Genomic DNA, 26,880 nt, shown 5'->3' with positions numbered 1-26,880 from the left:
AATAATAAATAGAAATTTAAATAGAGTTTAACATCTATTGGAAAAACACGATATAACACAAAGAATAGAGAATTCGTTTCATCGAAACCAGAAAGAGGACAGAAATGATCGATTTTAAGCTGAAGTTAAATTATCAACGCAAATATAACAGCAGTGATATCGATATTAACGATGAAATACAGGTTTCTCGTCAATTTGAAAGTGATCGTGGGCGTATTATTAACTCAGCAGCCATTCGCCGTTTACAACAAAAAACTCAAGTCTTCCCTTTAGAGCAAAACTCCGCAGTCCGTAGCCGCCTTACTCATTCCCTTGAGGTTCAGCAAATTGGTCGTTATATCGCTAAACAAATCATCGGTGAATTAAAAAAGCAAAATAAGCTTGAAGCTTATGGCTTAATTGATCGCATTGATAGTCTTGAAAGTTTAATTGAGATGGCGTGCTTAATGCACGATATTGGTAATCCCCCCTTTGGACATTTTGGTGAAGCCGCAATTAAGCATTGGTTTGAAAAAGTATTACCACCAGAGGCAACAGCCGAATTCGATAGTTGTCCGTTTATCCCAATGCAGTATTCAGCTAAAGTGCAATTAAATGAATTACGACAAACTTTACGCCAAGATTTATGCCAATTTGAAGGCAATGCTCAAGCTATTCGAATGGCACATCATCTTCTTAAATTGAATTTAACCTATGCTCAAATTGGCTGTGTATTAAAATATACTCGTCCTGCTTATTGGCAAGGAGAAATCCCCAAAGAATATAGCTATTTAATGAAAAAACCGGGGTATTACTGGTCTGAATTAGCTTTCGTAAAAGAAGTACAAGAAAAATTAGATATGGGTGAATTTTGTCGCTTTCCTCTCACATATATTATGGAAGCTGCCGACGACATCTCGTATTGCATTGCGGATTTAGATGATGCGGTAGAAAAGGGGATTTTTGATATCAACCGTCTTGTTCACCTTTTACGGGATGCTTGGCGTGAAAATGGCGATGTGACTGAAGGTGATTTATTCGATATAACAGTTAATCGGGCTTATAAAAAAGTTGATCAAAATGAAGCCAAACGTAGTATGCAAGATCAATTTTTTATGTATTTGAGAGTTTATATTACAGGGAAGTTAGTCCCTTATACGGCACATCGATTTATAAAAAATCTTTCTCAAGTTTATGAAGGAAGTTTTAACCATGCCCTATTGGAAGGTAATAGTGCTGAGCATCGTTTATTAACAACCTTAAAAAGTGTCGCTAAAAAATGGGTGTTTAGCCATCCTGAAGTTGAAGAGCTTGAAATGAAAGGATATCGCGTGATCAGTGGATTACTCGATATCTATAAGCCCTTGCTTTTATTATCAGCTGAAGATTTTGTAAGGTTGCATAAATATAACGAACACCCTAAATATGTCATTGAGACTCGTTTATATCATAAGCTTTCTGTTAAACATAAACTGGCTTATAACGAAATGTTAGAAAAGCTAGATGATATAAATACTGAAAGAGGAAAAATTTTAGAGTTTTATTATCGCACAAGATTAATTCAAGATTATATCAGTGGAATGACCGATCATTATGCTTATGAAGAATATAGAAAATTAATGGTTTGTGATTGATTTGTAATCATTAAGAGAAATGCTATCTAATTGATTGATGATAATTTTTAGGCTTTTCTTAGTGATAAGAAAGATTTATTAAAATAACAGAAAATAGGTGTTGTTAATTGTAAATATATTCAATATAAAAGTTATATATAATATTTGTTAGTTATAGAACAATATAAAATCCACAAGACAAGTGTCTTAGGTTGTTATCATTAAAAGTTTTCTCAATTTTTAATAAAAATATTGCTTATATCAGTTAAGTAAATAACTTGTTCGATGTTATACTCCTCCCATGTTTTCTTCTGAAATGCATAGTCATTCATGTAACGCTGAAAAACATACAGCGTATTCTAAAACGATGTCATTTCACTGTTAATCCATCATTGAAACTTAATTTAATACTATGGTGCAGTTTTATTCCCCTAAAAAACGTCCTGTGAAAAAACAGGTAGCAACGTTGGAAGTGACCGCCAGTGCATTGGATGCAAATGGTCAAGGTATTGCTCATGCTGAGGGCAAAACAATTTTTGTAAAAGGATTACTCCCACAAGAAACTGCTCGAATTCGTTTAACAGAAGAAAAGCGCCAATTTGCTAAAGGCGAAGTTATTAAGCGTTTAACAACCAGTGAACAGCGTATAGCTCCTCATTGTGAATATTATGAGCGTTGTGGCGGTTGTCAGCAGCAACATGTACCAATTACATTGCAACGAACAACAAAGGCGAGTGTGTTATCACATCTTATTAAACGCGAAACCGGTGTGGTGATTTCGGCCGAGCCTGTGATTGCAGGCGCTGAATATGGTTATCGTCGTAGAGCAAGATTGGGATTACGCTATCAACCTGAAAAAGGTTTGGTAATGGGCTTTCGTCAAGAGCGCTCTAATGACTTGGTCATGATAAAAACATGTCCAGTGTTAAAACCACAGCTAAATGATTTATTAACGCCTCTTTGGACATGTCTTAAAAAATTAACGTCAGTGCGTGATTTAGGGCATGTTGAAATGGTGCTTGCCGATAATGGGCCATTGGTGATTTTACGTCATTTATCACCATTGCCTGAGCACGATAAACAAAGTTTGCGAGATTTCTCTCAAACTCATCAAGTTACGATATATCTTGCAGGTGATAATAGCGAGATAGCACGATTAACTTCAATTGAGAAGGAACCCTTCTATCTAATAGACGGTCTTAATTTACGCTTTGCACCCACTGATTTTATTCAAGTGAATGATGAAATAAATCCTAAGATGGTTGCTCAAGCCATTGAGTGGCTTGATTTATCGCCAGAAGATCGCGTGTTAGATCTGTTTTGCGGTATGGGAAATTTTACCTTACCTATCGCGAAACGAGCCCGTGATGTGGTGGGTATAGAAGGTGTGCCCTCACTGGTTGAAATGGCGAAACAGAATGCAAAACTAAACCAATTAGGTAATGCGCATTTTTGGCATGCAGATTTATCGGCTGATTTTTCTGCGATGTCGTGGTCGAAAGAAGGATTTAACAAAGTGTTGTTAGATCCAGCAAGAGCAGGGGCTTTGGAGGTAATGTCACATATTGTGAAGTTATCCGCAGAAAAAATCGTGTATGTTTCCTGTAATCCGACCACGTTAGCCAGAGATAGTAAGATATTATTAGATTCTGGATATCAGTTAACCAGTTTAAAAATGTTGGATATGTTTCCACAAACGGGTCATCTGGAATCAATGGCACTGTTTAGTCGAAAATAAACAGTTAGCCAGTAAATAAGTCGCAAATAAGATTTATACCGTGTAGGGAGAGAATATGGTTGCAGTAAGAAGTGCTCACTTAACACCTGCAGGAGAGTTTGCTGTTGATAAATGGGTCAACAGTTTGAACTTAACCCATGTCAATGCAGGTAGTGAAATCATGCAAACCTGGGAATACTGCCATCGTACTGTTCAAGGGCGTGAAAATGCCGAACTGTTATTGTGGCGTGGTGTTGAAATGGTTGAGCTTCTTTCGACACTAAGCATGGATAAAGACAGCATGAGGGCGGCGCTCCTTTTCCCGCTTGCTGAAGAAAATCTTATTGATCAGGAAATCGTTACTGAACATTTTGGTGATGCTATTTGGAGCTTAGTGCGCGGTGTTATGGAAATGGATGCCATACGCCAATTAAAAGCGACACATACCAATGAAACAAGTTCAGTTCAGGTGGATAATGTACGTCGTATGTTGTTATCCATGGTGGAAGATTTCCGTTGTGTAGTCATCAAACTTTCAGAGCGTATTGCCCATTTACGTGAAGTGAAAGATGCCACAGAAGATGAGCGCGTACTGGCTGCCAAAGAGTGTTTTAATATTTATGCGCCATTAGCCAACCGATTGGGTATTGGTCAATTAAAATGGGAATTAGAAGATTTTTGTTTCCGTTATCTTCATCCTGATGAATATAAAAAAATAGCAAGCTTGCTTCATGAGCGTCGTATCGATCGCGAACAGTATATTGATAATTTTGTCAGTACCGTACGTGGTTTTATGAAAGAAGAGAATGTCGATGTAGACATCTATGGGCGTCCCAAACATATCTACAGTATTTGGCGTAAAATGAAGAAAAAGAACCTCGCATTTGATGAGTTATTCGATGTGAGGGCTGTTCGTATCGTCGTTGAACGTCTTCAAGACTGTTATGCCGCATTGGGAATTGTGCATACGCATTTTCGTCATTTACCTGATGAATTTGACGATTATGTTGCAAACCCAAAACCTAATGGTTACCAATCAATTCATACGGTTGTGTTAGGACCTGAAGGCAAAACGGTTGAAATCCAAATACGTACTCGCCAAATGCATGAAGATGCAGAATTGGGTGTTGCTGCGCACTGGAAATATAAAGAAGGTGCAACGGGTGCTGCGACGAAAGGCGGTACAGGTAGCTATGAAAACCGCATTGCATGGTTACGTAAACTGATTGCGTGGCAAGAAGAGATGGCGGATTCTGGCGAAATGCTCGATGAAGTTCGTAGCCAAGTTTTTGATGATCGAGTGTATGTCTTTACACCAAAAGGTGATGTGGTTGATTTACCTGCTGGTTCTACGCCACTTGATTTTGCTTATCATATTCACAGTGATGTAGGGCACCGCTGTATTGGAGCGAAAATCGGCGGACGTATTGTGCCATTTAGCTATCAATTACAGATGGGTGACCAAATTGAAATCATCACACAAAAACATCCTAACCCAAGTCGCGATTGGTTAAATCCTAACTTAGGTTATGTCACTACAAGTCGTGGACGTGCGAAAATTCACAATTGGTTCCGTAAGCAAGATCGTGATAAAAATATTCTTGCGGGGCGCCAGATTTTAGATAACGAATTGGCACATATGGATATCAACATGAAAGAAGCAGAAAAACTGCTGATTGCGCGTTATAACGTGCATAGTGTTGATGAAGTATTAGCTGGTATTGGTGTCGGTGATATCAGAATTAACCAGTTAGTGAACTTTATTCAAAGTAAATTAAATAAAGCCACTGCGGAAGATGAAGATAAAGAAGCGCTGAGAACACTCGAGAGCAAAACACCAGCACCAAGAACCACAGGCTCAGGGAGTAGTATTGTCGTTGAGGGTGTTGGTAATTTAATGCACCATATTGCTCGCTGTTGCCAACCTATTCCGGGTGACAATATTGTTGGTTTTATTACTAAAGGCCGAGGTATTTCGATTCACCGTGCTGACTGTGAACAACTTGCTGAGTTACTCTCTCATGCACCAGAACGTATTGTTGATGCGGTATGGGGGGAGAATTATTCCAGCGGTTATTCATTAGTCGTTCGTGTTGTCGCTAATGATCGTAGTGGATTATTACGTGATATTACAACTATCTTAGCGAATGAAAAAGTAAACGTACTTGGTGTGAGTAGCCGTAGTGATGTGAAGCAACAAATAGCGACCATTGATATGAATATTGAGATTTATAATCTCCAAGTATTGGGTCGTATTTTGGCAAAACTTAATCAGCTACCTGATGTGATAGAAGCGAAACGCTTTTCTCACTAAAACATTAAAATGATAAGATGCCGAGACAACTGTTCTCGGCATTTTTTTATCTAAAAATCAGAAAAACTGTATATTTAGTTAGTGATTTAATTGCTAGGGTTTATTTAAAATAAATATGGTTTTAAATAAAAGAGATCTCGTAGATAAATATGAAGATAACTAAACAATATTATATTAAGAATATGTGTTGGGGATGGTTTATTGGCGCTCTATTTTTATACTCTTGCTTAGAGTATGAGTTGAAGTATGAAAGTCTAATATTGTTAATTAGTATTGCTGGTATTGGATTGTATCCATTGGCTAAATGGGGGGTTGAATATTTTTTTCTTCAATTTACTACTAGAGAATTTTGGAATCGAGGACTATTTTTAGATACAGCTGGTAAAGCTGGTGGTTTAGCTTTATATAGTTTCATCGTGTTTTTATTATCTATACCAATTACAATAATTTTTATATTATTTGTGTTAGTGAAAAGGTTGTTCCTCTAAATAAACAACCTTTAAAGTATTAATTAAATACCAATCAAATTATTGGCTTTTTCAATTAAGTCGTTATCAATTAATGCTCCAATACTTGCTATAAGCAATGCATATCCTAATATCCCTATGGGACCACCTAGAAGTACACTAAATGTGAATCCTGCTACAGATGTAGCCGCCATTCCTACAAATATAGTCTCTGCTTTAACAAAAAATGGACGCCAATTATCTGTTTCTGTTGCTTTTATTAACTCTATCGATAGATCTTTGACGTCAAGAGCTTTACTCACAAAAAACATACCTTTACTAAATTTTTTTAATTTTTGAGCTATATCATCGAGTTTGATCGATTCCAATGCGGTTGCAATAGCTTTACGATCTTTGGCATTAATTCTTCTATTGATATCCGCTTTGTATTTTTCGTAAGCTTTTAGCGCATCATCAACGTTACGGATGGTTTTTCCTCTGGTTTGTTGTGCTAAAGATTCCGCTAATTTTCTTGCTTTATCACCATAAGCATTAAACACTTCTTTATAAAAATCAGCAGTAAACTTTATTGAATCATGCAACTGCTTAAAATCATCGTTTGTTTGTTCTTTTTTATTTGCTTGTTGAGCTAAAATATCAGCAATTTGGAAATTACGACGTGTAAACGTCATATTATTATGGAAATCTTGGCATGCGGATTTAAAATCTTGTTCTCTGATATATTTTTGCATCTCAGGGAAATTATTTATATTGTCTGCACCTTTATCTGCATATAAGGCATGTAAAGCTAATCGAACTGAGGGTAACCAGCGGGAATATTCCCCAAATCTTTCACCTATATTTTGTAACATAGGGTCTGGATGAGGACTAAAATGAATATCAAAGAGAAAACCATTTATATAGTTCATTTTTTGGTAAAACATTCTACTTAGATTTAGATCTGTTTCAAATATACGACCTATATTTTCATTATTTAATGGAATGTTATTTTCTTCCATATTTAATAATAGCAATGGAGAACTTTCATTAAACTCGTTTGATCTATGCATTAAAGCACGGCCATAGGGTCGCATTCTTAATGCTTTTTTTAATGCTAATTCGGTTTTTTGTTTCAAGTAAGATTTACATTCATTTTTAAACACAGGGCAATTTTTCTTTCCGCAAACAGGGCATTCTTGTTTTTTATCCTGTATAAAATTATTACAAATAATATTTGTAGCTTGATTAAAAGAAAAACCATTATTAAAAGCATACTCAGGAATATAAGCATTATGTGGCGTTACAGTTAATGAACTAAATTGAATTATATTTTCACTCATTTTATTAATCCTTTGATAAAAATGACGTATTTATATGGTGTTGAAACGTGGATTTATAGCGAGGAGTATGTTTGTAAATAACAAATTTATAGTTCAATTTAAAATGTCATTATTCTTTCAAAAAAGTTATTTTTAAGATTTTGAGCTTGAAATGATAAGATGCCGAGACAACTGTTCTCGGCATTTTTTTATCTGAAAAAGTGTTAAGCAGGATAAGGTCAACTCTTATTTAAAAGGCAATATGATGTCAGAAAATCGTGAAATCTTTCGTTTATTAGAAATTATGGCACAGCTACGTGATCCTGATACTGGGTGTGAATGGGATAAAGTGCAGACTTTTGACACTATCGCGCCTTATACATTAGAAGAAACGTATGAGGTGTTAGACGCTATTGCTCGCAAAGATTTTTCTGATTTAAAAGAAGAGTTAGGTGATTTGCTTTATCAAGTTGTGTTTTATTCACGAATGGCACAAGAGCAAAAGTTATTTGATTTTAATGATATTTGTGAAGCCATTAGTAATAAGTTAGAACGCCGTCATCCTCATATTTTTGCCTCTGAAAGCGAAAACAATTTATCAACAGAAAAACATCGCTGGGAAAAACTTAAAGCACAAGAGCGTGAGGCAAAAGCACAATTTTCATTATTAGATGATATTCCTGTCACATTACCAGCTTTGATGAAAGCAGAAAAAATTCAAAAGCGATGTGCTTCTGTTGGATTTGATTGGAATGAACTTGAACCTGTTTTAGGTAAAGTATTTGAGGAAATTGATGAAGTGATGACTGAAGTGAAAAAAACACCTCAAGATGCATCTAAAATTGAAGATGAATTGGGGGATTTACTATTTTCAGTTGTAAATTTATCTCGGCATTTAAAACAAAAACCAGAACAAGCCTTAAACCGAGCATGTCAAAAATTTGAACAACGTTTTCGCTTTGTTGAAAAAATGCTTTCAGAAGAAGGCATAGGCATAGAAAATGCCTCATTGGAAGAGATGGAGATCTGTTGGCAGAAAGCTAAAATACAATTGATTGAGTGAATTGTGACTCGAAAATGTTTATTGGTGTGACATTAAATGCGATAAAAAGAATAGCAAAAGCCATTGTTTTTTATCTTATTTTATAAAAAAATGAAAAAAGCGAAATTATAAAAGCTAATTTCGCTTTTTTGTTTTTAGGTGACTTAAAATATCGTCATTTCATTTTCTTGCACTAAAAATGTGATTGACCTCAAAAAAATTAAACGCATGATCAGAAGCAAAATATCGCGCTAGAAACCTGCTACACTTAATATCGTGAAAAAAATAAAGCATCTCTTCTGTAAAAGTGATATCTTAGCTGAAAGGATTAAGCTAAAATGCTTGAGAAATATTTTCACGGGTTTAGTTTATTGAATTTTTACTGTTTTTTCGTGTTTAAACGGATAAGTGGCGTGATGAAAAAGAACTTTATACTACTAAGAATGTTTGTAGCGAAAATAAGGTTCGGGTATACTGTGTTCCCGTCCAGTTATATCCATCATCCTAATACACCTAAACTTTCAGGTTCAGCATGAAAACGAATTATATTTTTGTGACCGGCGGGGTCGTATCCTCTCTGGGTAAAGGCATTGCCGCAGCCTCTCTGGCGGCTATACTCGAAGCCCGTGGACTCAATGTCACCATGATGAAGTTGGATCCGTATATCAACGTCGATCCAGGTACTATGAGCCCAATTCAGCACGGGGAAGTCTTCGTTACTGACGATGGTGCTGAAACTGATCTCGACTTAGGGCACTATGAGCGCTTCATTCGCACTAAAATGACTCGTCGTAATAACTTTACGACAGGCCGCGTATACTCTGAAGTATTACGTAAAGAGCGTCGTGGTGACTATCTTGGGGCTACAATTCAAGTTATTCCTCATATCACTAATGAAATCAAAGAACGCATCATCCGTGGTGGCGAAGGCCATGATGTCGTTTTAGTTGAAGTCGGCGGGACTGTTGGTGATATCGAATCTTTACCTTTCTTAGAAGCGATTCGCCAAATGGCGGCAGAAGTGGGCCGTGAGCACACATTCTACCTGCATTTAACATTGGTGCCTTATTTAGCCGCTTCAGGTGAAGTGAAAACCAAGCCAACACAGCACTCTGTAAAAGAATTACTGTCAATCGGCATTCAACCAGATGCGTTGATTTGCCGTTCAGACCGCGTTATTCCTGCTAATGAACGTGCAAAAATTGCACTGTTCTGTAATGTACCAGAGAAAGCGGTTATTTCATTAAAAGACGTCGATTCCATTTATAAAATCCCTGCACTATTGAAATCTCAGGGATTAGATGATTATATCTGTAAACGATTCAGCTTAGATTGCCCAGTTGCAAATCTTGCAGAGTGGGAACAAGTTATTTATGAAGAAGCTAATCCTGAAGGCGAAGTAACCATCGGTATGGTTGGTAAGTATGTTGAATTACCAGATGCCTATAAATCAGTGATTGAAGCATTAAAACATGGTGGTTTTAAAAGCCGTGTTGCTGTAAATATCAAACTAATTGATTCACAAGACGTTGAAACCCGTGGCGTAGAAATGCTTAAAGGGTTAGATGCAATTTTAGTACCGGGTGGTTTTGGTGAACGTGGTATTGAGGGCAAGATTATGGCTGCTCAGTATGCGCGTGAAAATAAAATCCCTTACTTAGGCATTTGCTTAGGTATGCAGGTTGCTATGATTGAATTTGCACGTAATGTTGTTGGTATGGAAGGTGCGAACTCCACTGAATTTGCACCAGATTGTAAATATCCAGTTATCGCATTAATTACCGAATGGCGCGATGAAGACGGCAACATTGAAGTACGCTCAGATGATAGTGATTTAGGTGGCACGATGCGCCTCGGTGCTCAGCCTTGCCATTTAAGTGGTGATAGCTTAGTACGTACACTGTATGGAAAAAACACCATTACAGAACGCCATCGTCACCGTTATGAAGTAAATAATCTACTTTTAAAACGTATCGAAGATGCGGGTTTACGTATTGCAGGTCGTTCAGTAGATAACAAGCTGGTGGAAATTATTGAAAATCCAAATCATCCTTGGTTTGTTGCTTGTCAATTCCACCCAGAGTTTACCTCAACGCCGCGTGACGGCCATCCGTTATTTGCAGGCTTTGTGAAAGCAGCCTTTGATAACCAAAAAGGTTTGCTGAAATAGGATATATGAGAAGAGATAGGGTATCTCTTCTCGGAAATTTAACTTGTACAGAGGAAAACCGAATGTCCAAAATCGTTAAAGTACTTGGTCGTGAAATTATTGATTCTCGTGGCAACCCAACTGTTGAAGCTGAAGTTCACTTAGAAGGTGGTTTTGTTGGTATGGCGGCTGCTCCATCAGGCGCATCAACAGGTTCTCGTGAAGCATTAGAATTACGTGATGGTGATAAATCACGTTTCTTAGGTAAAGGTGTTCTGAAAGCGGTTTCAGCTGTTAATGGCCCGATCGCTAAAGCTATCCTTGGCCAAGATGCAAAAGACCAAGCTAACATCGATAAAATCATGATCGATTTAGACGGTACTGAAAACAAATCAAACTTTGGTGCAAACGCAATCCTAGCGGTTTCTTTAGCAAACGCAAAAGCAGCTGCAGCTGCAAAAGGTATGCCTTTGTACGAGCACATTTCTGATCTGAACGGTACTCACGGTCAATATTCTATGCCTCTGCCAATGATGAACATCATCAATGGTGGTGAGCACGCAGATAACAACGTTGATATCCAAGAATTCATGATCCAACCTGTTGGCGCACCTTCACTGAAAGAAGCTGTACGTATGGGTTCAGAAATCTTCCATCACTTAGCAAAAGTGCTGAAAGCAAAAGGTATGAACACTGCAGTTGGTGACGAAGGTGGTTATGCACCAAACTTAGAATCTAACGCTGCTGCATTAGCTGCTATCAAAGAAGCAGTTGAGAAAGCAGGTTACGTTTTAGGTAAAGATGTTACTCTGGCTATGGACTGTGCAGCTTCTGAGTTCTACAACAATGAAACCGGTAACTACGAACTGAAAGGCGAAGGCAAAACCTTCACTTCACAAGAGTTCACTCATTACTTAGAAGAACTAACTAAACAATACCCAATCGTTTCTATCGAAGATGGTTTAAACGAATCTGACTGGGATGGCTTTGCATACCAAACTAAAGTTCTTGGTGACAAAATCCAACTGGTTGGTGACGACCTGTTTGTAACTAACACTAAGATCCTGAAAGAAGGTATCGACAAAGGCATCGCTAACTCAATTCTGATCAAATTCAACCAAATTGGTTCACTGACAGAAACTTTAGCTGCAATCAAAATGGCGAAAGATGCAGGCTACACAGCTGTGATCTCTCACCGTTCTGGTGAAACTGAAGATGCAACTATCGCTGACTTAGCAGTGGGTACAGCAGCAGGCCAAATCAAAACGGGTTCTATGAGCCGTTCTGACCGTGTTGCTAAATATAACCAACTGATCCGCATCGAAGAAGCATTAGGTAACAAAGCGCCTTTCAACGGTTTGAAAGAAGTTAAAGGCCAAGCATAATCTTGCTTTTTTGATTAAAAAATCTTATTAATCTAAAAGAGGAGAACCTTAAGTTCTCCTCTTTTTTTTGATTTTTTTCAGAGAAAACAGAATATTTATTTTTAATACCTTTGAAAAAGTGTGATGTATAAGAGGAAATAGTGTTCAATTATTACTCTTTTATTAATAAATTGGTTAATTCTCGTGGATGAGATCCCAATTATTAGTTTTGCGCATTTTCAATGACGAGAAATGTTTTTATATTTCACATATAACCTATTTCGTTAACAATTATGGCTTAGTGAACCCAATGTTCATATCAGCTAATGTGGAGTATTATCATGGACGCGTCCAATTTAGCCCCATCGGCGAAGTCGAGCCCGATAAACAAACGAGGGTTAATCATTCTGGCAATCGATGTAGTTTTATTATTACTTTTGCTAGAATTTTTACCTTATGATCCAAAGGCCAATGCAGGTTTAGCATTAATGGTGTTTGTGGGTGTGTTATGGCTGACAGAAGCTATTCACGTTACGATAACAGCATTATTTATACCTATTTTAGCCGTTGTACTTGGGCTAATGAATACCAATGAGTCATTAAAATCATTTGCGAACCCCATCATTTTCTTATTCTTCGGTGGTTTTGCGTTAGCGACGGCACTTCACATTCAAGGGCTAGACCGCTTAATTGCTAACCGTTTGTTGATGATTGCAAAAGGTAAACTTTCAATCGCCGTATTGCTGTTATTTGGTGTCACTGCATTGCTTTCTATGTGGATCAGTAACACTGCTACAGCTGCGATGATGTTGCCTTTAGTATTAGGTATTTTATCTAACTTAGATATTCGTTCAGAACGTAATACTTTCGTATTCGTATTATTAGGTGTTGCTTATAGTGCGAGTATTGGTGGTTTAGGTACGTTAGTGGGTAGTCCACCAAATGCGATTGCTGCAGCCCAATTAAACTTAGATTTCATTACGTGGATGAAGTACGGTGTACCAATCATGTTGGTATTATTACCTATCATGTTTATCGTTATGTATCTGATGTTGCGTCCTAACTTAAAACATAAGTTTGATCTGAAATTAGAAGTATTAGAGTGGAATAACAAACGTGTTATTACCATGATCATCTTCTTAATTACGGTATTATGCTGGATCTTCAGCTCTTTCATCAGCAGTGCTTTTGGTGGTGTAAAAGATTTAGATACTGTGATTGCAGTTAGTGCAGCAATTGTTATTGGTGTAACCGGTGTAGCAAGTTGGAGCCAAATTCAAGAGAACACAGAATGGGGCGTATTAATGCTGTTTGGTGGAGGTTTAACACTGAGCGCAATTTTACAATCATCTGGTGCAAGCTTGGTTATGGCCGATTTTATGAAAGATACCTTTGGTAATAGCCACTGGTTTGTCATCATCCTTGCAGTAACGACCTTTATCATCGTATTAACTGAATTTACCAGTAATACAGCGAGTGCTGCGTTATTAGTGCCAATTTTTGCAACCGTAGCTCAAGCATTAGGTATGCCAGTAATGGCGTTAACGATGATTATCGGTATCGGTGCATCTTGTGCGTTCATGTTACCTGTTGCAACCCCACCAAATGCGATTGTCTTTGGCTCCGGCTATATTAAACAGACCGAGATGGTGCGAGTAGGTGGTGTGCTGAACTTAGTGTGTATCTTAGTTATCTCTCTGTTTGCTTGGTTCTTCTGGTTGTAAGTCAATACACTAAATTAACCTTGATGAGATAAAAATAGAGCGCTTGATAGTTATATCGGGCGCTTTTTTATTGCCTTTTTCTTATCTGTCATTTGGATTGGTATTCTCGTTAACATAGGGATTACTCTAGAAAAATGAGAGGTGATATGACTTTTATGGACTATAAAAAACCATCAATATTAAGACTAAAAATGTCGTAACATTGATGGCTATTTAAAATAGAAAATAAATTAATTATTTTGTGTAAAGTGTAAGTTGTGTACCCGGCTTTAACATTTTAATGTCTGAGTTCCAACCCATTAATAATTTGAGGTTAATACCGTGACGACGAGCGATGCTGTAATAAGAATCTCCCTGCCGAACTTTGTAATAACTCGGAGACGGTTTTGTCGGTTTTGTTACCGGAGTATTACTGATACTGCCTGCATTATGAATTTTTAATGTTTGTCCTACTAATAGGGTGCTTTTTGCATTTAATCCATTAATACGTTGTAAATCTTTTATGCTCATATTGTAGCGACGAGCAATAGCGTAAAATGAATCTCCTGAGCGAACTTTATAAACACCTTCTTGCTTAATTGACTGATTTGTTTTGGCAACTGCTAAACGAATAGTCTCTAATACCGCTTCATCTTCAAAAGCGTTACGGAATTGATCAAGCTTATTACGAGGCAACATAATGACATGAGGGCCATTAGGTGCGGTTATTCCACGTTTATAGCCAGGGTTATAATCTTTCACAGTGTTAATAGGCAGCTGACTTAATTCAGCAACTTTATTTAGCGTGATTTGTTCACCGACATCAATGGAAGCTAATGCTTTATCACGATAATTACTTTTAGGAAAAGTAATGTTTTCTTCGTTTTCACGGATAACTTTACTTAAAGCGAGGATTTTAGGTACATAATTCATTGTTTCTTTAGGTAAAGAGAGTGACCAATAGTCTGTTGGTAGATTTTTACTTTCATTTGCCTTTATTGCTTGCATAACACGGCCTTCACCAGCGTTATAAGCAGCAAGGGCAAGTGCCCAATCACTATCAAACATTACATACAGGCGTTCAAGTAAATCAAGAGCAGCTTTGGTTGATGCCATGACATCACGGCGACCGTCATACCATTGGTTTTGTGCCAAGCCATAGTAATTACCGGTTATTGGAACAAATTGCCATAAACCGGCTGCATTTGCAGAAGAGGTAACATGGGGATTAAACGCACTTTCAACCACAGGAACTAAAGCTAGCTCCATCGGTAATTCACGTTTTTCGATTTCATCAATAATCGAATACATATAAGGTTCAGCGCGAGAAGCAACGCTTTGTATATGTTTGGGATTATTTAAAAAATACAATTCTTGCTGCGAGATCCTTTCATTCTCAGGGAGGTCCATTTTCAATTCACTTATCACATAACCCCATAAATTGGTTTTTACATCATATTGAGGTTGATGAGAAGTTGAAGTCCCTTTCGTTGATATTGGCGTAGTCGCAGACAAATTAGGTTTAATGCTCTCTGATTGCTGGCAACCCGCCAATAGCAATATGGAGAACAAAATCGCTTTTGTCTTCATAATAGAAAAATTCATCCTGTGTGTTTTTTGAACCAAATAATACTTAGTGTGCCAAAATAAAACAACTAATAGGTATTAAAAGTTGTCTTTTAATTCCCTTAATTTTGTAAATGTCTTAATTGGAGCATAAGTATTAGTGGTTATACCTAAAATCCTTTGTAAATCAATATCGTCAGATTTCAAAAAAAGATTAATGTTCTTTTCGTTTTTCAGTGTTATTGGCACTGTAGGTTGTAATTTCTTACGCATTTCACTAACTTGGGCTAAATAATCGGTAATAAGCGCATTTTCTGGCATGATATGGTGTGCAAAGGTCATATTTGATAAGGTGTATTCATGAGCACAACAAATTAATGTGTTATCAGGTAATGCACTTAATCTTTGTAATGAACTAAACATTTGTTGTGCAGTACCTTCAAATAAACGACCACAACCTCCTGAGAATAGCGTATCGCCACAAAACAAATAAGGTTCGCAATAATAAGCTACATGGCCAAGAGTATGACCAGGGGTGCCAATTACGTAAAAAGAAAAAGAGCTGACAATAATATGCTCTTGGTTATGAATAATGTTTTCAGCACCTTTACTTTGTGTTTCTTGTGGGCCGAAAACGTTAATATTAGGATATTTTTTTACAAGTTCAGCAACACCACCCACATGATCATCATGATGATGGGTGAGCAAAATCGCGATAGGTGTAAGCGAACGCTGTAAGAGCATTTCTATAACAGGCTCGGCTTGTGAAGGATCAACAATCACACATTCACTATTTTCATTACTTAATAGCCAAATGTAGTTATCGGATAAAGCAGGAATTCTGATAAGCTCCATATAAGTTACCTTACTTATAAATTATAAAGGGTTAAACGATGAAAGCAGCACGTTCAGCAAAACCAATTATGATGCCAGATTCTTGGCGTGATATTCCCTGGGGGGAATATTATCGCATAGCTATCGAACTGCGTTTACAAAATTGGTGGCCGAAAATTTATGGCTTTCATTTATTGAAACTCGGTCAACTCAGTGCTGAACTGGATACCAAATTAAGTATCGTGTCACATCAAGTCAATGTGACATCTAATAAAATAAATGCAGATGTTATTGCCTCTTTAGATTATTTACCCTTTGAAAATAAATCGATTGATGTTTGCCTTATGGCACATGTACTGGATTATAGTGCAGATCCCCATTGGCTATTACGAGAAGCAGATCGCGTTTTAATTGATGATGGCTGGATTGTATTAACGAGCTTTAACCCTATTAGTTTATTAGGACTTGGGAAATGCACGCCGATATTACGACAAAAACAGCCTTACTCTAGTCGTATGTTTTCACTTCGTCGCCAAATAGATTGGCTTAGTGTGTTAAATTATGAAGTGATGACACAACAGAATTTTCAGATTATGCCATTTTCAAGACCAATAAAACGTGATGGTAGCCGCTATCACATCGGTGGCTGTTTAAATTTAATCATTGCACGTAAAAGAACGCTTCCTTTAACACCCACAGCCATGAAATTTGCATTGCCACGCATGAGTGTAAAAGGTCGAGTTTTAGGGGCTACACGTAATCATCCAGAGCCATAATATTGACTAATCTGTGGTTTTATCTTTTTGGCTTTCGATATAACCTGTGTCTTCTTGAGTTGGTGCTTGTGCGGCTGCTTTTGCTAATTCATCACAACGTTCATTTTCATCATGACCAGCATGGCCTTTCACCCAATGCCATTCAATTTCATGACGAGTAATAGCACTATCTAAGCGCTTCCATAAATCGACATTAAGCACAGGGGTTTTGTCTGCTTTACGCCATTGACGCTTTTTCCAGCTATGTATCCACTGTGTGATCCCCTGTCTGACATATTGGCTATCTGTTGTCAGTGTAATTTTACAAGGGAATTTTAATGTTTCTAATGCTACGATAGCGGCAAGAAGTTCCATTCGGTTATTGGTGGTCATAAAAAAACCTTCACTTAGGGTTTTTTCATGTTGTTGATAGCGTAAAATAGCGCCATAACCACCGGGGCCTGGGTTGCCTAAGCATGAACCATCGGTGAATATTTCTACCTGCTTGTGCATAAAGGCGACTTATCCTTATTGATTAATACAAAAAACTAACCCTAAGTCTGACATAAAAACGGATTATGAGCACTCCAATCACACGACAAATTGTACTTGATACCGAAACTACCGGTATGAATAAGCTGGGCGTTCATTATGAAGGTCATAATATCATTGAAATTGGTGCCGTAGAGGTTATCAATCGTCGATTAACAGGGCGAAATTTTCATGTGTATGTTAAACCTGAAAGATTAGTCGATCCTGAAGCGTTTGAAGTTCACGGTATCAGTGATGAATTTTTAGAGGATTGCCCTTCTTTTGCTGATATTGCTGACGAGTTTTTAGAATATATTCGTGGTGCAGAGCTAATCATTCATAACGCGTCGTTTGATATCGGCTTTATGGATTATGAGTTCAGAAAGCTTAATCGTGACATTCCGCCTACCGAAACGTTCTGCCAAATTACTGATAGCCTTGCAATGGCAAGGGCATTATTCCCCGGTAAGCGAAATAACCTTGATGCCTTATGTGATAGATACTTAATAGATAACTCTAAACGTACCCTTCACGGCGCGTTACTGGATGCTGAAATACTTTCTGATGTCTACTTGGCAATGACCGGTGGACAAACAGCATTAGCATTTTCAATGGAAGGCGAATCAAGTAACGAACAAGAGCAAAATGATATTCAACGTATTGAGCGTCCAGTTTCAGGATTAAGAGTAATAAGAGCAACCGCAGAAGAACTTGCTGAGCATGAGTCTCGATTAGATTTAGTTGAGAAAAAAGGTGGGCATTGTTTGTGGCGTCCTGCATCAAATGATGAGGCCGTTTGAATATAAAAAAAACAGAAATGATTAACTGAGATTAAAAACTATCCAAATGCATCTTTTTGTTAGAAAAACAGTTGACGACAAGGCAAGAGATTCGTAATATTCACCTCGTCCGAAAGGATACGCGGAGCGGTAGTTCAGTTGGTTAGAATACCTGCCTGTCACGCAGGGGGTCGCGGGTTCGAGTCCCGTCCGTTCCGCCAACATTCCAAACCCCAGCATTTATGCTGGGGTTTTTGCATTTATAGCCTCAAATAATTTTCTCTCTCCATATTTTTCTAAGTTATTATTCCTTGCTTTCAATATTTGATATCACTATCTTAAAATTTATTAATGATATTAGTGCTATATAGAATGGCATTCTGCAGGGTAATTAATATGGAAAATAAAGTACATTTATGGATTGGCAGTAATTTTTCTTCTGAAGAAGAGTATATGCATTATTTTGAGTTAGATTACTCCGAGGAAGAAGGGATTGATTCTCCTAATTATAGAGTATGTGGATTTTGCAAAGATCTGGGAATAATGTGGTACGACGAAGATTTTATTGGTGTTATTCCTCGCTTTGATAACGATGTTATGCTTGATGAAATTCTGGTAGATGCTGCTGTTGATGAAAGTGAAATCTCGTTCATTAAAGCTAAATGTGAAGAACTAGGAATTAAAAGTGCCAACGCTATATTTTGGTATCAAGATCCTGAACTTGTTATCAAAAAGAGCGATAATCAAACCTATAATAATTTACATTATGTGGGCGAATATAATGGTGATTAATTGGTTTAAAAACACCCTTAGGCTGGGCTGATCATGCTATTAACGCTTGATGAAATCACAAAAAAGCTAGAAGATAAATTTTCTCCTTTAGGTGAGGATTTTAATGATTTAATTCTTTTTAAAAGAACGACACCTCTTACTGATTTAGATTTGCTAGAACAGACGTTAACGCTTTCCCTTCCTGATGATTTTACCTCTTTTATCTCTCTTTATAATTTAGATAATTTCTCATTATTTAATATCAGTTTTGGCTGTGGTGAAGATTATCTAGAAAGACTTTTTATGCTAAATAGCCTCAATGAGTTTGCTCAGTGGTGGATTGGTGATAAACGACCTGAAAATGTTATTGTTATTGCACTGTCAGATCCTTATACCCTCTTATTAAATACTCAAACAGGGAATGTTTTTGCAATGACGAATGAGTCATCTATGGATAGTTTCGAACATATTGCAGTGAATTTTTTTGCTTTTTTTAGCGCAGTTGCCACACTATTTTTAACGGATATTTCGCCAGATAAAATTATTGAGCTAACCTCATCTAAAACAACTTCATTTTGGTATCAATTAAAACCTGAATAAGATGAAAAATATAAAGAAAAAAGCGCTAATTTATGATGGTTTTGAAGATGATTTTTATCAACTAAATCATCTTATTCAATGCTCTTATTATGATGAAGATATGTTAGTTAGCGTAACGCAATTAAGAGATTTAAACAGCATAGATGAAGATGTAAAACAGCAGGTAATAAATAAGGTTAAAGGACTCACCTTAAATCTAGGAACGTGCTATACCTATGATGGTTTGTCGGTAATGTACGATATCCAAAAGTCAAAAAAAGAGAATATGCAGTTATTTGGTTTATTTGCTATTGGTGAAAGACAACCCGCACGATATCAAATCATAGTTTTAGGGATATTTAGGATCAAATTATGAACACGGAATTTTATTTACGGTTAAGTATGCTATCTAAAATGCTTGACCATTTTTATTATCAAGAATTTGAAACTGAACAAGCCGAATACAGTAAAAATAAACAGATAAAACAGGCAATTATTCAGTTTATCCTTGAAATGAAAGAGCATGGTCAGCAAGCATTAATTGATGAGGCTTTAAACCTTATATTTCATAATACTGGTTGTTATATTGATTGTGAAATTCTAGATGAAATCATGCTTCCTGTGATTGAACAAAACATTATTACGCCAGAATTGATTGATAAAAATCTGAAAGAAAATTCACCTATGGGGCGTTGGTACTGATCCTTAGGAGAAATAATAACATTTTATAAGTTTGGTTTTATTACTAATACTTAATTTAAGAGAAATTTATTCTTTTTTATCATGACTCGTATTTTGAAAATCCGTATATTACGGTGACTGTCAATAGAATAGATGTTGAGTTTATTGAGCCGATTAATCATGATCTTTTTTGACGAAGTACAACACAAAATACAGAACACAGCTTTTTTCTCTAATATGGGGAAAGCTGACTTACAGGCTGATAATGTGATTTTATTTTCAGATCTGGAGCGTTTATTGCTTTCTGAGTTAGATTTTATATGGTTACCTACCTCACCAACTCAAGATGATCCTTTTTATACAAAGCAAACTCTGCCTAAGGCATTAATAGAACAACGTATAAAAATAACGCGTTGTGTGATGGATAGTGTGAAAAATATTCCACGTGCCCCATTTCAATATGATGCCCATGATTTCAATATTGCAGCTAAAAATGCGATTAGTTACGCATTTAGGCAGTATCTTACTGAAAAATATTTCAATTATGGAGACAACTGGGAAAATATCGTTAATATCTATTATCAAGGGTATTGGCCAGTAGGGATCTACCATAAAAAAATAGTCGTAATTTAACTTTATTCTTTTTAAGAAAAATAGAGTAACTTAAGGAAGTAGAGAGATGGATATCACTAAGATTTATCAATATAAATTAAGAAAATTATTCAATCCGAGAGTGCTTCCTTTTGAACACGATACTCTATTTTTACAGCCTTGGGATGGTGAATTAGAGGAAATCATTTCAGTCAAATTAAAAAATAAGCCAGCTCTTTATCTTTCATGGTGGAATGAATTATTTAGCTCACAGAAAGTTGATGAAGTGATTAGTGTTGAACCTTACGATCAAAATTATTATAGATTCTTTCATTTTTTAAGACTTTTACCTAATATATTATCGATAAATCGAAATGAAAGTTTTTATGATAAAAACTTAGTTTCTACTTATATTATTTCTCAGTTAAAAGCGACTCTCTCTTTTTTAGGTGAAGAGAAAGAAAATATCTATAAAACTGAACTTATTAATTATTTATTCTATGATATGGGATTTGCTGATTTTTATTATCACTATTTTATAGTGAAGGATAATCAACTTTATTTTCGTTATTCAGATGATAAAATAATGAGAGTTGATTTATTAATCAACTTAACTCACGATCTTGTTTATCAATATAGAAAGAAGAATAGTCATAAAGATTTAAATATCATTAAGAACCAACAGATGGAAATTATTAAATTTCTTCTTGAGGAAGATGAAAGTGTTATCTTTACGTTAGAAGATCACTGTTTACTTTATCTGTCACCTGAAAAATTTATCAAAACGTACCAATGTGATACTGATAAAATATTTAAACTATTAGTGAGTTGTTTAAGTAAAGATCAATCAACACTTAACCTCTTCGTCTCTAAGATGATCATCATGAATTATAACTATTATATTTTAAAAAATAATCCTGATGAGATTTTAAAATTAAAAGCGTTTTGTAAAAGAGATAACTTACAATTTTTTTTATTATTAAAATCAATTATCGATTTGCATTTCTTTATTAGAAAAGAAGATTTTAAGGAGTTACACTTAGAGTATTTTCTATCTAAAATTAACTAAGACTAAGTAGAATATATAGATACATTGCTTTTTAATAAAAAGAATAACAATTACGTTACGCAGAGTTTTCCTTTTAGTTATATATGATATAAATAAGATTTTTATCACTGAATCAGTGAATTATCTGCTTTTTATCTTTTTTAAACACTTATAATTCTACGTCTTTGTAACAAGTTCAGTTAGTTATTAGGCTATAATTAAAACAAATACGGTATTTATTTGATTTGATGGATAATTAGGTAATGAATTTTTATCTTGATTAGTCATATCAAGCTAAGGTTTAATAGCACGCTTCTCAATTGCGCAAATATTTGTCTTTTTTGCTTTTTGTTGCGCAACAATGCAGTGGTTTAATGTTATTTTCCGCTTTAATCGTAAAAAACGCCGTACAAATCAAAGAACTATTGATTTAAGCTAATTACGATAGCCACCTTGGTGGATTTTTTATATTGCGGTTTTTTGCCTGCATTGAGAGAATCAGCTATCTAGATGCTTTTTATCCGACTTGGAGTAGAAAATGACCACTCGTAAAACCCTTGCTAATGCGATCCGTTTTTTAAGTATGGATGCTGTGCAAAAAGCGAAATCAGGACACCCTGGCGCCCCTATGGGTATGGCTGATATTGCAGAAGTATTATGGCGTGATTTTTTAAATCATAATCCGACAAACCCTAACTGGGCTGATCGTGACCGTTTCGTATTATCTAACGGCCATGCTTCAATGCTGATTTATAGCTTACTGCACCTGTCTGGTTATCAAGTTTCTTTAGATGATCTGAAAAATTTCCGTCAATTGCATTCTAAAACACCGGGTCACCCAGAATATGGTTATACCCCAGGTGTTGAAACAACAACGGGTCCTTTAGGTCAAGGTATTGCAAACGCAGTGGGTTTTGCTATTGCAGAACGTACATTAGCGGCTCAATTTAACCGTCCTGGTCATGACATCGTTGACCACTACACCTACGCCTTTATGGGTGATGGTTGTATGATGGAAGGTATCTCTCACGAAGTGTGTTCTTTAGCTGGAACACTACAGTTAGGCAAACTGATTGCATTTTATGATGACAATGGCATTTCTATTGATGGTCAAGTGCATGGTTGGTTTACTGACAATACAGCAGAACGTTTTGACGCTTATGGCTGGCATGTTATCAGTGGTATCGATGGTCACGACGCAGCAAGCATTAAAGCCGCTGTTGAAGCAGCGAAACAAATTACAGACAAACCATCACTGTTGATTTGTAAAACCACTATCGGTTTTGGTTCCCCACATAAAGCAGGTACTGCAGATTCTCATGGTTCTCCATTAGGTGATGCAGAAATCGCTGAAACACGTAAAGCGTTAGGTTGGGAATATGGCGCATTCGAAATTCCACAAGAAATCTATAAAGAGTGGGATGCGAAAGAAGCGGGTAAAGCTAAAGAAGCTGCATGGGATGCTAAATTTGCTGCATACGCAGCACAGTTCCCTGAATTAGCGGCTGAATTCAAACGTCGTGTTTCAGGTGAATTACCAGCAAACTGGGAAAAAGATTCCAAAGCATTTATTGAAAATCTGCAACAAAACCCTTCAAGCATTGCAAGCCGTAAAGCATCTCAAAATGCATTAGAAGCATTCGGTAAAGTATTACCAGAATTCATGGGTGGTTCTGCGGACTTAGCACCAAGTAACCTGACTATGTGGTCTGGTTCTAAAGCGCTGAATGAAGACAATGCGGGTAATTACATCCATTACGGTGTACGTGAATTCGGTATGTCTGCAATCATGAATGGTATTGCATTACACGGCGGTTTCGTCCCTTACGGTGCAACCTTCTTGATGTTTATGGAATATGCGCGTAATGCAGTGCGTATGGCTGCACTGATGAAGATCCGCAGTATCTTTGTTTACACTCATGACTCTATTGGTCTGGGTGAAGATGGTCCAACTCACCAACCAGTTGAGCAAATGGCAAGCCTGCGTGTTACTCCAAACGTAAGCACATGGCGTCCATGTGACCAAGTTGAATCAGCAGTTGCATGGAAATATGCGATTGATCGTAAAGATGGCCCAACAGCGCTGATTTTCTCTCGTCAAAATCTTGCACAACAACCACGTACTCCAGAGCAACTGGCAAATATCGAGAAGGGTGGTTATATCCTGAAGGATTGTACTGGTACGCCTGAATTAATCTTTATTGCTACAGGTTCTGAAGTTGAATTAGCGGTTAGCGCTTATGATCAACTGACTGCTGAAGGCCGTAAAGTACGTGTTGTTTCTATGCCAGCAACAGATGCATTTGATAAACAAGATGCAGATTATCGTGAAGCAGTATTACCAGCATCAGTGAAAGCTCGTGTTGCTATCGAAGCAGGTATTGCTGACTACTGGTTCAAATATGTTGGTTTAGATGGTGCGATTGTAGGTATGCATAGCTTCGGTGAGTCTGCACCTGCAAACGAATTATTTGAAGAGTTTGGTTTTACTGTTGAAAATGTGGTCACACAGGCAAAATCTTTACTTAAATAATCAATAAGTGTTAACAAGAGCACATTTTTGGGAAGAATTTCTCAGATGTGCTCTTTTTTTATCCTTCCATCTTTGTTTACTATTGCGATCTTCTCTCATTTCTCGTAATCTGATTACCAATAAGCTGAACCGTTTCAGTCAATGCTAAAATGTCGGTGACTGCACAATTTCTAGATTTACTTGATTTATCGTTGTTGATTAGTATCTTGCTCTATTATTCTAAGCGGTTGCAAATCACAAGTTATCAAGGAAGTCACATGACAATCAGAGTCGCTATTAACGGTTTTGGTCGAATAGGGCGTAATGTGTTAAGAGCGCTTTATGAATCAGGCAAACGGGCTGAAATAACGGTTGTTGCAATAAATGAATTGGCTGATGCACAAGGTATTGGGCATCTTCTCAAGTATGACTCCAGTCACGGACGTTTTGCTTGGGATGTACGAATTAATAATGATTTATTGCAAGTAGGTGATGATAGTATTCGTCTTTTTCATCATGCTGATATTACTGATTTACCTTGGGGTGAGCTTGGTATTGATGTTGTGCTTGATTGTAGTGGTGCTTATGGCTCTCGTGCTGATGGCGAAGCTCATATTGCACAAGGTGCCAAAAAGGTGCTCTTTTCTCATCCGGGAACAACAGATTTAGATGCAACAGTGGTTTTTGGTGTTAATCAACATGAACTTAAAAAAGAACACCGCATTGTTTCAAACGCATCTTGTACAACAAATTGCATTATTCCCATCATTAAAATGATGGATGATGCGTTTAATATAGAATCAGGAACAGTAACTACAATCCATGCAGCCATGAACGATCAACCCGTGATTGATGCATATCATAAGGATTTACGCCGTACTCGTGCCGCAGGACAATCTATCATTCCTGTTGATACGAAATTGGCCGCAGGAATTACTCGAATTTTCCCAAAATTTAAGGATCATTTTGAGGCAATTTCTGTACGAGTTCCTACAATTAATGTGACGGCAATTGATTTAAGTGTCACTGTAAAAACCGCTGTAAATGTGTTAGATGTCAATCGGTTAATTCAAAAATCAGCAACTGGCGCATTTCGTGGTATAGTGGATTACACAGAATTGCCATTAGTCTCAACTGATTTTAACCACGACCCTCATAGTGCTATCGTTGACGGCACTCAAACAAGAGTCAGTGGGCAACACCTGATCAAGACGTTAGTCTGGTGTGATAATGAATGGGGCTTTGCTAATCGGATGCTTGATACAACGTTAGCAATGGCTACAACTGGTTTTAAATAATCATGTTTTAATGACGGTGTCGCGTAAAATACAACACACTGAACAGAAGATTACTAAATTTTAGAGAATCAATGAGAGGATTCATCATGTCTGTAATTAAGATGACCGATTTAGACCTAGCGGGTAAACGAGTTCTTATCCGTGCTGACCTGAACGTTCCAGTAAAAGATGGTAAAGTGACTTCAGATGCGCGTATTCGTGCTTCTTTACCAACAATTGAAGCCGCGTTAAAACAAGGCGCTAAAGTGATGGTAACTTCTCACTTAGGTCGCCCTACCGAAGGTGAGTACAACGAAGAGTTCTCTTTAAAACCAGTTGTTGACTATCTGAAAGACAAATTAACTGCACCTGTAAGTCTTGCTAAAGACTATTTAAACGGTGTTGAAGTTAATGCCGGTGAATTAGTGGTTCTTGAAAACGTTCGTTTTAACAAAGGCGAAAAGAAAGACGACGAAACACTGTCTAAACAATACGCTGCATTATGTGATGTGTTCGTAATGGATGCATTCGGTACTGCTCACCGTGCTCAAGCATCAACTCATGGTGTTGCTAAATTTGCACAAGTTGCTTGTGCTGGCCCTTTGTTATCAGCAGAGCTTGAAGCATTAGGTAAAGCATTAGATAAACCAGCGCGCCCAATGGTTGCAATTGTTGGTGGTTCTAAAGTTTCAACTAAACTGACTGTATTAGATTCCTTATCAAAAATCGCTGACCAATTAATCGTTGGTGGTGGTATTGCAAATACCTTTATCGCAGCAGAAGGTCACCCAGTAGGTCGTTCTTTATATGAAGCAGACTTAGTAGATGACGCTAAAAAACTGATGGAAAAATGCGATATTCCAGTACCAAGTGATGTTCGTGTTGCAACTGAATTCTCAGAAACAGCAGACGCTGTTTTAAAATCAGCAAGTGACATCAAAGACGATGAACAAGTGCTAGATATCGGTGATGTGACAGCTGAACGTTTAGCTGAAATCCTGAAAAATGCGAAAACTATCCTGTGGAATGGCCCAGTAGGTGTATTTGAATTCCCTAACTTCCGTAAAGGTACAGAAATCATTGCTAAAGCGATTGCAGATAGCGAAGCATTCTCTATCGCAGGTGGTGGTGATACGCTGGCAGCTATTGATTTATTTGATATCGCAGACAAAATCTCTTACATTTCAACCGGTGGTGGTGCTTTCTTAGAATTCGTTGAAGGCAAAAAACTTCCTGCTGTTGCAATGTTAGAAGAACGCGCTAAACAGTAATTAAGTCAGCTCATACAGGTAGAAAGTTATTTTCTACCT

23 protein-coding genes and 1 tRNA gene are annotated in these 26,880 nt (G+C 37.0%); 20 read left to right on the top strand and 4 right to left on the bottom strand.

The genetic code is table 11. The annotated features are described in order from the left end of the window. The first annotated feature begins 104 nt into the window (after positions 1–104). From dgt to ABN080_RS07215, 4 genes are all read left to right on the top strand, one after another. Positions 105–1,613, top strand: coding sequence for a dGTPase (gene dgt, locus ABN080_RS07230; RefSeq protein ID WP_196553605.1), 1,509 nt, complete (start codon positions 105–107; stop codon positions 1,611–1,613). Between the two features lie 391 nt (positions 1,614–2,004). Further along, positions 2,005–3,330 (top strand): 23S rRNA (uracil(1939)-C(5))-methyltransferase RlmD, encoded by a 1,326-nt coding sequence (gene rlmD / locus ABN080_RS07225; RefSeq protein ID WP_349440717.1) that lies wholly within the window; start codon positions 2,005–2,007, stop codon positions 3,328–3,330. Positions 3,331–3,385: 55 nt separating this feature from the next. Next, entirely contained in the window at positions 3,386–5,623 is a 2,238-nt protein-coding gene (relA, locus tag ABN080_RS07220; RefSeq protein ID WP_349439667.1) for a GTP diphosphokinase, read from the top strand. 149 nt (positions 5,624–5,772) lie between these two features. Then, positions 5,773–6,111, top strand: coding sequence for a colicin E1 family microcin immunity protein (locus ABN080_RS07215; protein ID WP_349440716.1), 339 nt, complete (start codon positions 5,773–5,775; stop codon positions 6,109–6,111). 23 nt (positions 6,112–6,134) lie between these two features. Here the strand turns inward: ABN080_RS07215 and ABN080_RS07210 are convergent, their stop codons facing one another. Then, positions 6,135–7,409, bottom strand: a complete 1,275-nt coding sequence (locus ABN080_RS07210) for a colicin-like pore-forming protein (RefSeq protein ID WP_349440715.1) — start codon at positions 7,407–7,409, stop codon at positions 6,135–6,137. A gap of 244 nt (positions 7,410–7,653) precedes the next feature. Between ABN080_RS07210 and mazG the strand changes: the two genes are divergently transcribed. The 4 genes from mazG (at position 7,654) to ABN080_RS07190 (ending at position 13,667) form a co-directional block, all read left to right on the top strand. Next, a complete protein-coding gene (gene mazG / locus ABN080_RS07205) occupies positions 7,654–8,451 on the top strand; it encodes a nucleoside triphosphate pyrophosphohydrolase (protein WP_349440714.1) in 798 nt (265 codons plus the stop codon). Positions 8,452–8,962: 511 nt separating this feature from the next. Next, positions 8,963–10,600, top strand: a complete 1,638-nt coding sequence (gene pyrG / locus ABN080_RS07200; RefSeq protein ID WP_196553609.1) for a glutamine hydrolyzing CTP synthase — start codon at positions 8,963–8,965, stop codon at positions 10,598–10,600. Positions 10,601–10,662: 62 nt separating this feature from the next. Then, positions 10,663–11,964 carry a phosphopyruvate hydratase gene (gene eno / locus ABN080_RS07195; RefSeq protein WP_072070732.1) on the top strand — a complete coding sequence of 434 codons (1,302 nt, stop codon included), beginning with the start codon at positions 10,663–10,665 and terminating at the stop codon, positions 11,962–11,964. A gap of 320 nt (positions 11,965–12,284) precedes the next feature. Further along, positions 12,285–13,667 carry an SLC13 family permease gene (locus ABN080_RS07190; RefSeq protein WP_072070731.1) on the top strand — a complete coding sequence of 461 codons (1,383 nt, stop codon included), beginning with the start codon at positions 12,285–12,287 and terminating at the stop codon, positions 13,665–13,667. A gap of 234 nt (positions 13,668–13,901) precedes the next feature. Here the strand turns inward: ABN080_RS07190 and mltD are convergent, their stop codons facing one another. Then, a complete protein-coding gene (gene mltD, locus ABN080_RS07185; RefSeq protein ID WP_349440713.1) occupies positions 13,902–15,236 on the bottom strand; it encodes a murein transglycosylase D in 1,335 nt (444 codons plus the stop codon). A 75-nt stretch (positions 15,237–15,311) separates the two neighbouring features. Then, positions 15,312–16,067, bottom strand: coding sequence for a hydroxyacylglutathione hydrolase (gloB, locus tag ABN080_RS07180; protein WP_072070729.1), 756 nt, complete (start codon positions 16,065–16,067; stop codon positions 15,312–15,314). A gap of 38 nt (positions 16,068–16,105) precedes the next feature. Between gloB and ABN080_RS07175 the strand changes: the two genes are divergently transcribed. Next, entirely contained in the window at positions 16,106–16,822 is a 717-nt protein-coding gene (locus ABN080_RS07175; RefSeq protein WP_072070728.1) for a methyltransferase domain-containing protein, read from the top strand. 6 nt (positions 16,823–16,828) lie between these two features. On the opposite strand, the gene rnhA is transcribed toward ABN080_RS07175, so the two are convergent. Beyond that, positions 16,829–17,314, bottom strand: coding sequence for a ribonuclease HI (gene rnhA, locus ABN080_RS07170; protein ID WP_349440712.1), 486 nt, complete (start codon positions 17,312–17,314; stop codon positions 16,829–16,831). A gap of 65 nt (positions 17,315–17,379) precedes the next feature. On the opposite strand from rnhA, the gene dnaQ reads away from it, so the two are divergent. The 11 genes from dnaQ (at position 17,380) to pgk (ending at position 26,841) form a co-directional block, all read left to right on the top strand. Then, the gene (gene dnaQ, locus ABN080_RS07165) at positions 17,380–18,132 is read left to right on the top strand and encodes a DNA polymerase III subunit epsilon (RefSeq protein WP_072070727.1); all 753 of its coding nucleotides are present in this window, start codon (positions 17,380–17,382) and stop codon (positions 18,130–18,132) included. 123 nt (positions 18,133–18,255) lie between these two features. After that, positions 18,256–18,332: transfer RNA gene (locus tag ABN080_RS07160), tRNA-Asp, on the top strand. Between the two features lie 175 nt (positions 18,333–18,507). Beyond that, positions 18,508–18,903, top strand: coding sequence for an immunity 22 family protein (locus ABN080_RS07155; RefSeq protein WP_349440711.1), 396 nt, complete (start codon positions 18,508–18,510; stop codon positions 18,901–18,903). 33 nt (positions 18,904–18,936) lie between these two features. Then, positions 18,937–19,482, top strand: a complete 546-nt coding sequence (locus ABN080_RS07150) for an SMI1/KNR4 family protein (RefSeq protein WP_349440710.1) — start codon at positions 18,937–18,939, stop codon at positions 19,480–19,482. Between the two features lies 1 nt (position 19,483). Next, entirely contained in the window at positions 19,484–19,837 is a 354-nt protein-coding gene (locus tag ABN080_RS07145) for a hypothetical protein (RefSeq protein ID WP_349440709.1), read from the top strand. Further along, complete coding sequence (locus ABN080_RS07140; RefSeq protein ID WP_349440708.1) at positions 19,834–20,163, top strand: hypothetical protein; 330 nt, start codon at positions 19,834–19,836, stop codon at positions 20,161–20,163. Before ABN080_RS07145 ends, ABN080_RS07140 begins: the two co-directional genes overlap by 4 nt. Before the next feature lie 159 nt (positions 20,164–20,322). Continuing rightward, positions 20,323–20,775, top strand: coding sequence for a hypothetical protein (locus ABN080_RS07135; RefSeq protein WP_349440707.1), 453 nt, complete (start codon positions 20,323–20,325; stop codon positions 20,773–20,775). A gap of 46 nt (positions 20,776–20,821) precedes the next feature. Then, complete coding sequence (locus ABN080_RS07130; RefSeq protein WP_349440706.1) at positions 20,822–21,802, top strand: hypothetical protein; 981 nt, start codon at positions 20,822–20,824, stop codon at positions 21,800–21,802. 517 nt (positions 21,803–22,319) lie between these two features. Beyond that, complete coding sequence (gene tkt / locus ABN080_RS07125) at positions 22,320–24,314, top strand: transketolase (protein WP_196553621.1); 1,995 nt, start codon at positions 22,320–22,322, stop codon at positions 24,312–24,314. 257 nt (positions 24,315–24,571) lie between these two features. After that, on the top strand, positions 24,572–25,591 hold the full coding sequence (epd, locus tag ABN080_RS07120; protein ID WP_072070718.1) for an erythrose-4-phosphate dehydrogenase: 1,020 nt from the start codon (positions 24,572–24,574) through the stop codon (positions 25,589–25,591). Positions 25,592–25,677: 86 nt separating this feature from the next. Continuing rightward, the gene (pgk, locus tag ABN080_RS07115) at positions 25,678–26,841 is read left to right on the top strand and encodes a phosphoglycerate kinase (protein WP_196553622.1); all 1,164 of its coding nucleotides are present in this window, start codon (positions 25,678–25,680) and stop codon (positions 26,839–26,841) included. Positions 26,842–26,880: the final 39 nt, after the last annotated feature.

The organism is Proteus sp. fly-1089, assembly GCF_040138965.1.
Lineage (GTDB): Bacteria > Pseudomonadota > Gammaproteobacteria > Enterobacterales > Enterobacteriaceae > Proteus > Proteus vulgaris_B.
This window is presented reverse-complemented; position numbering and strand designations above follow the sequence as displayed.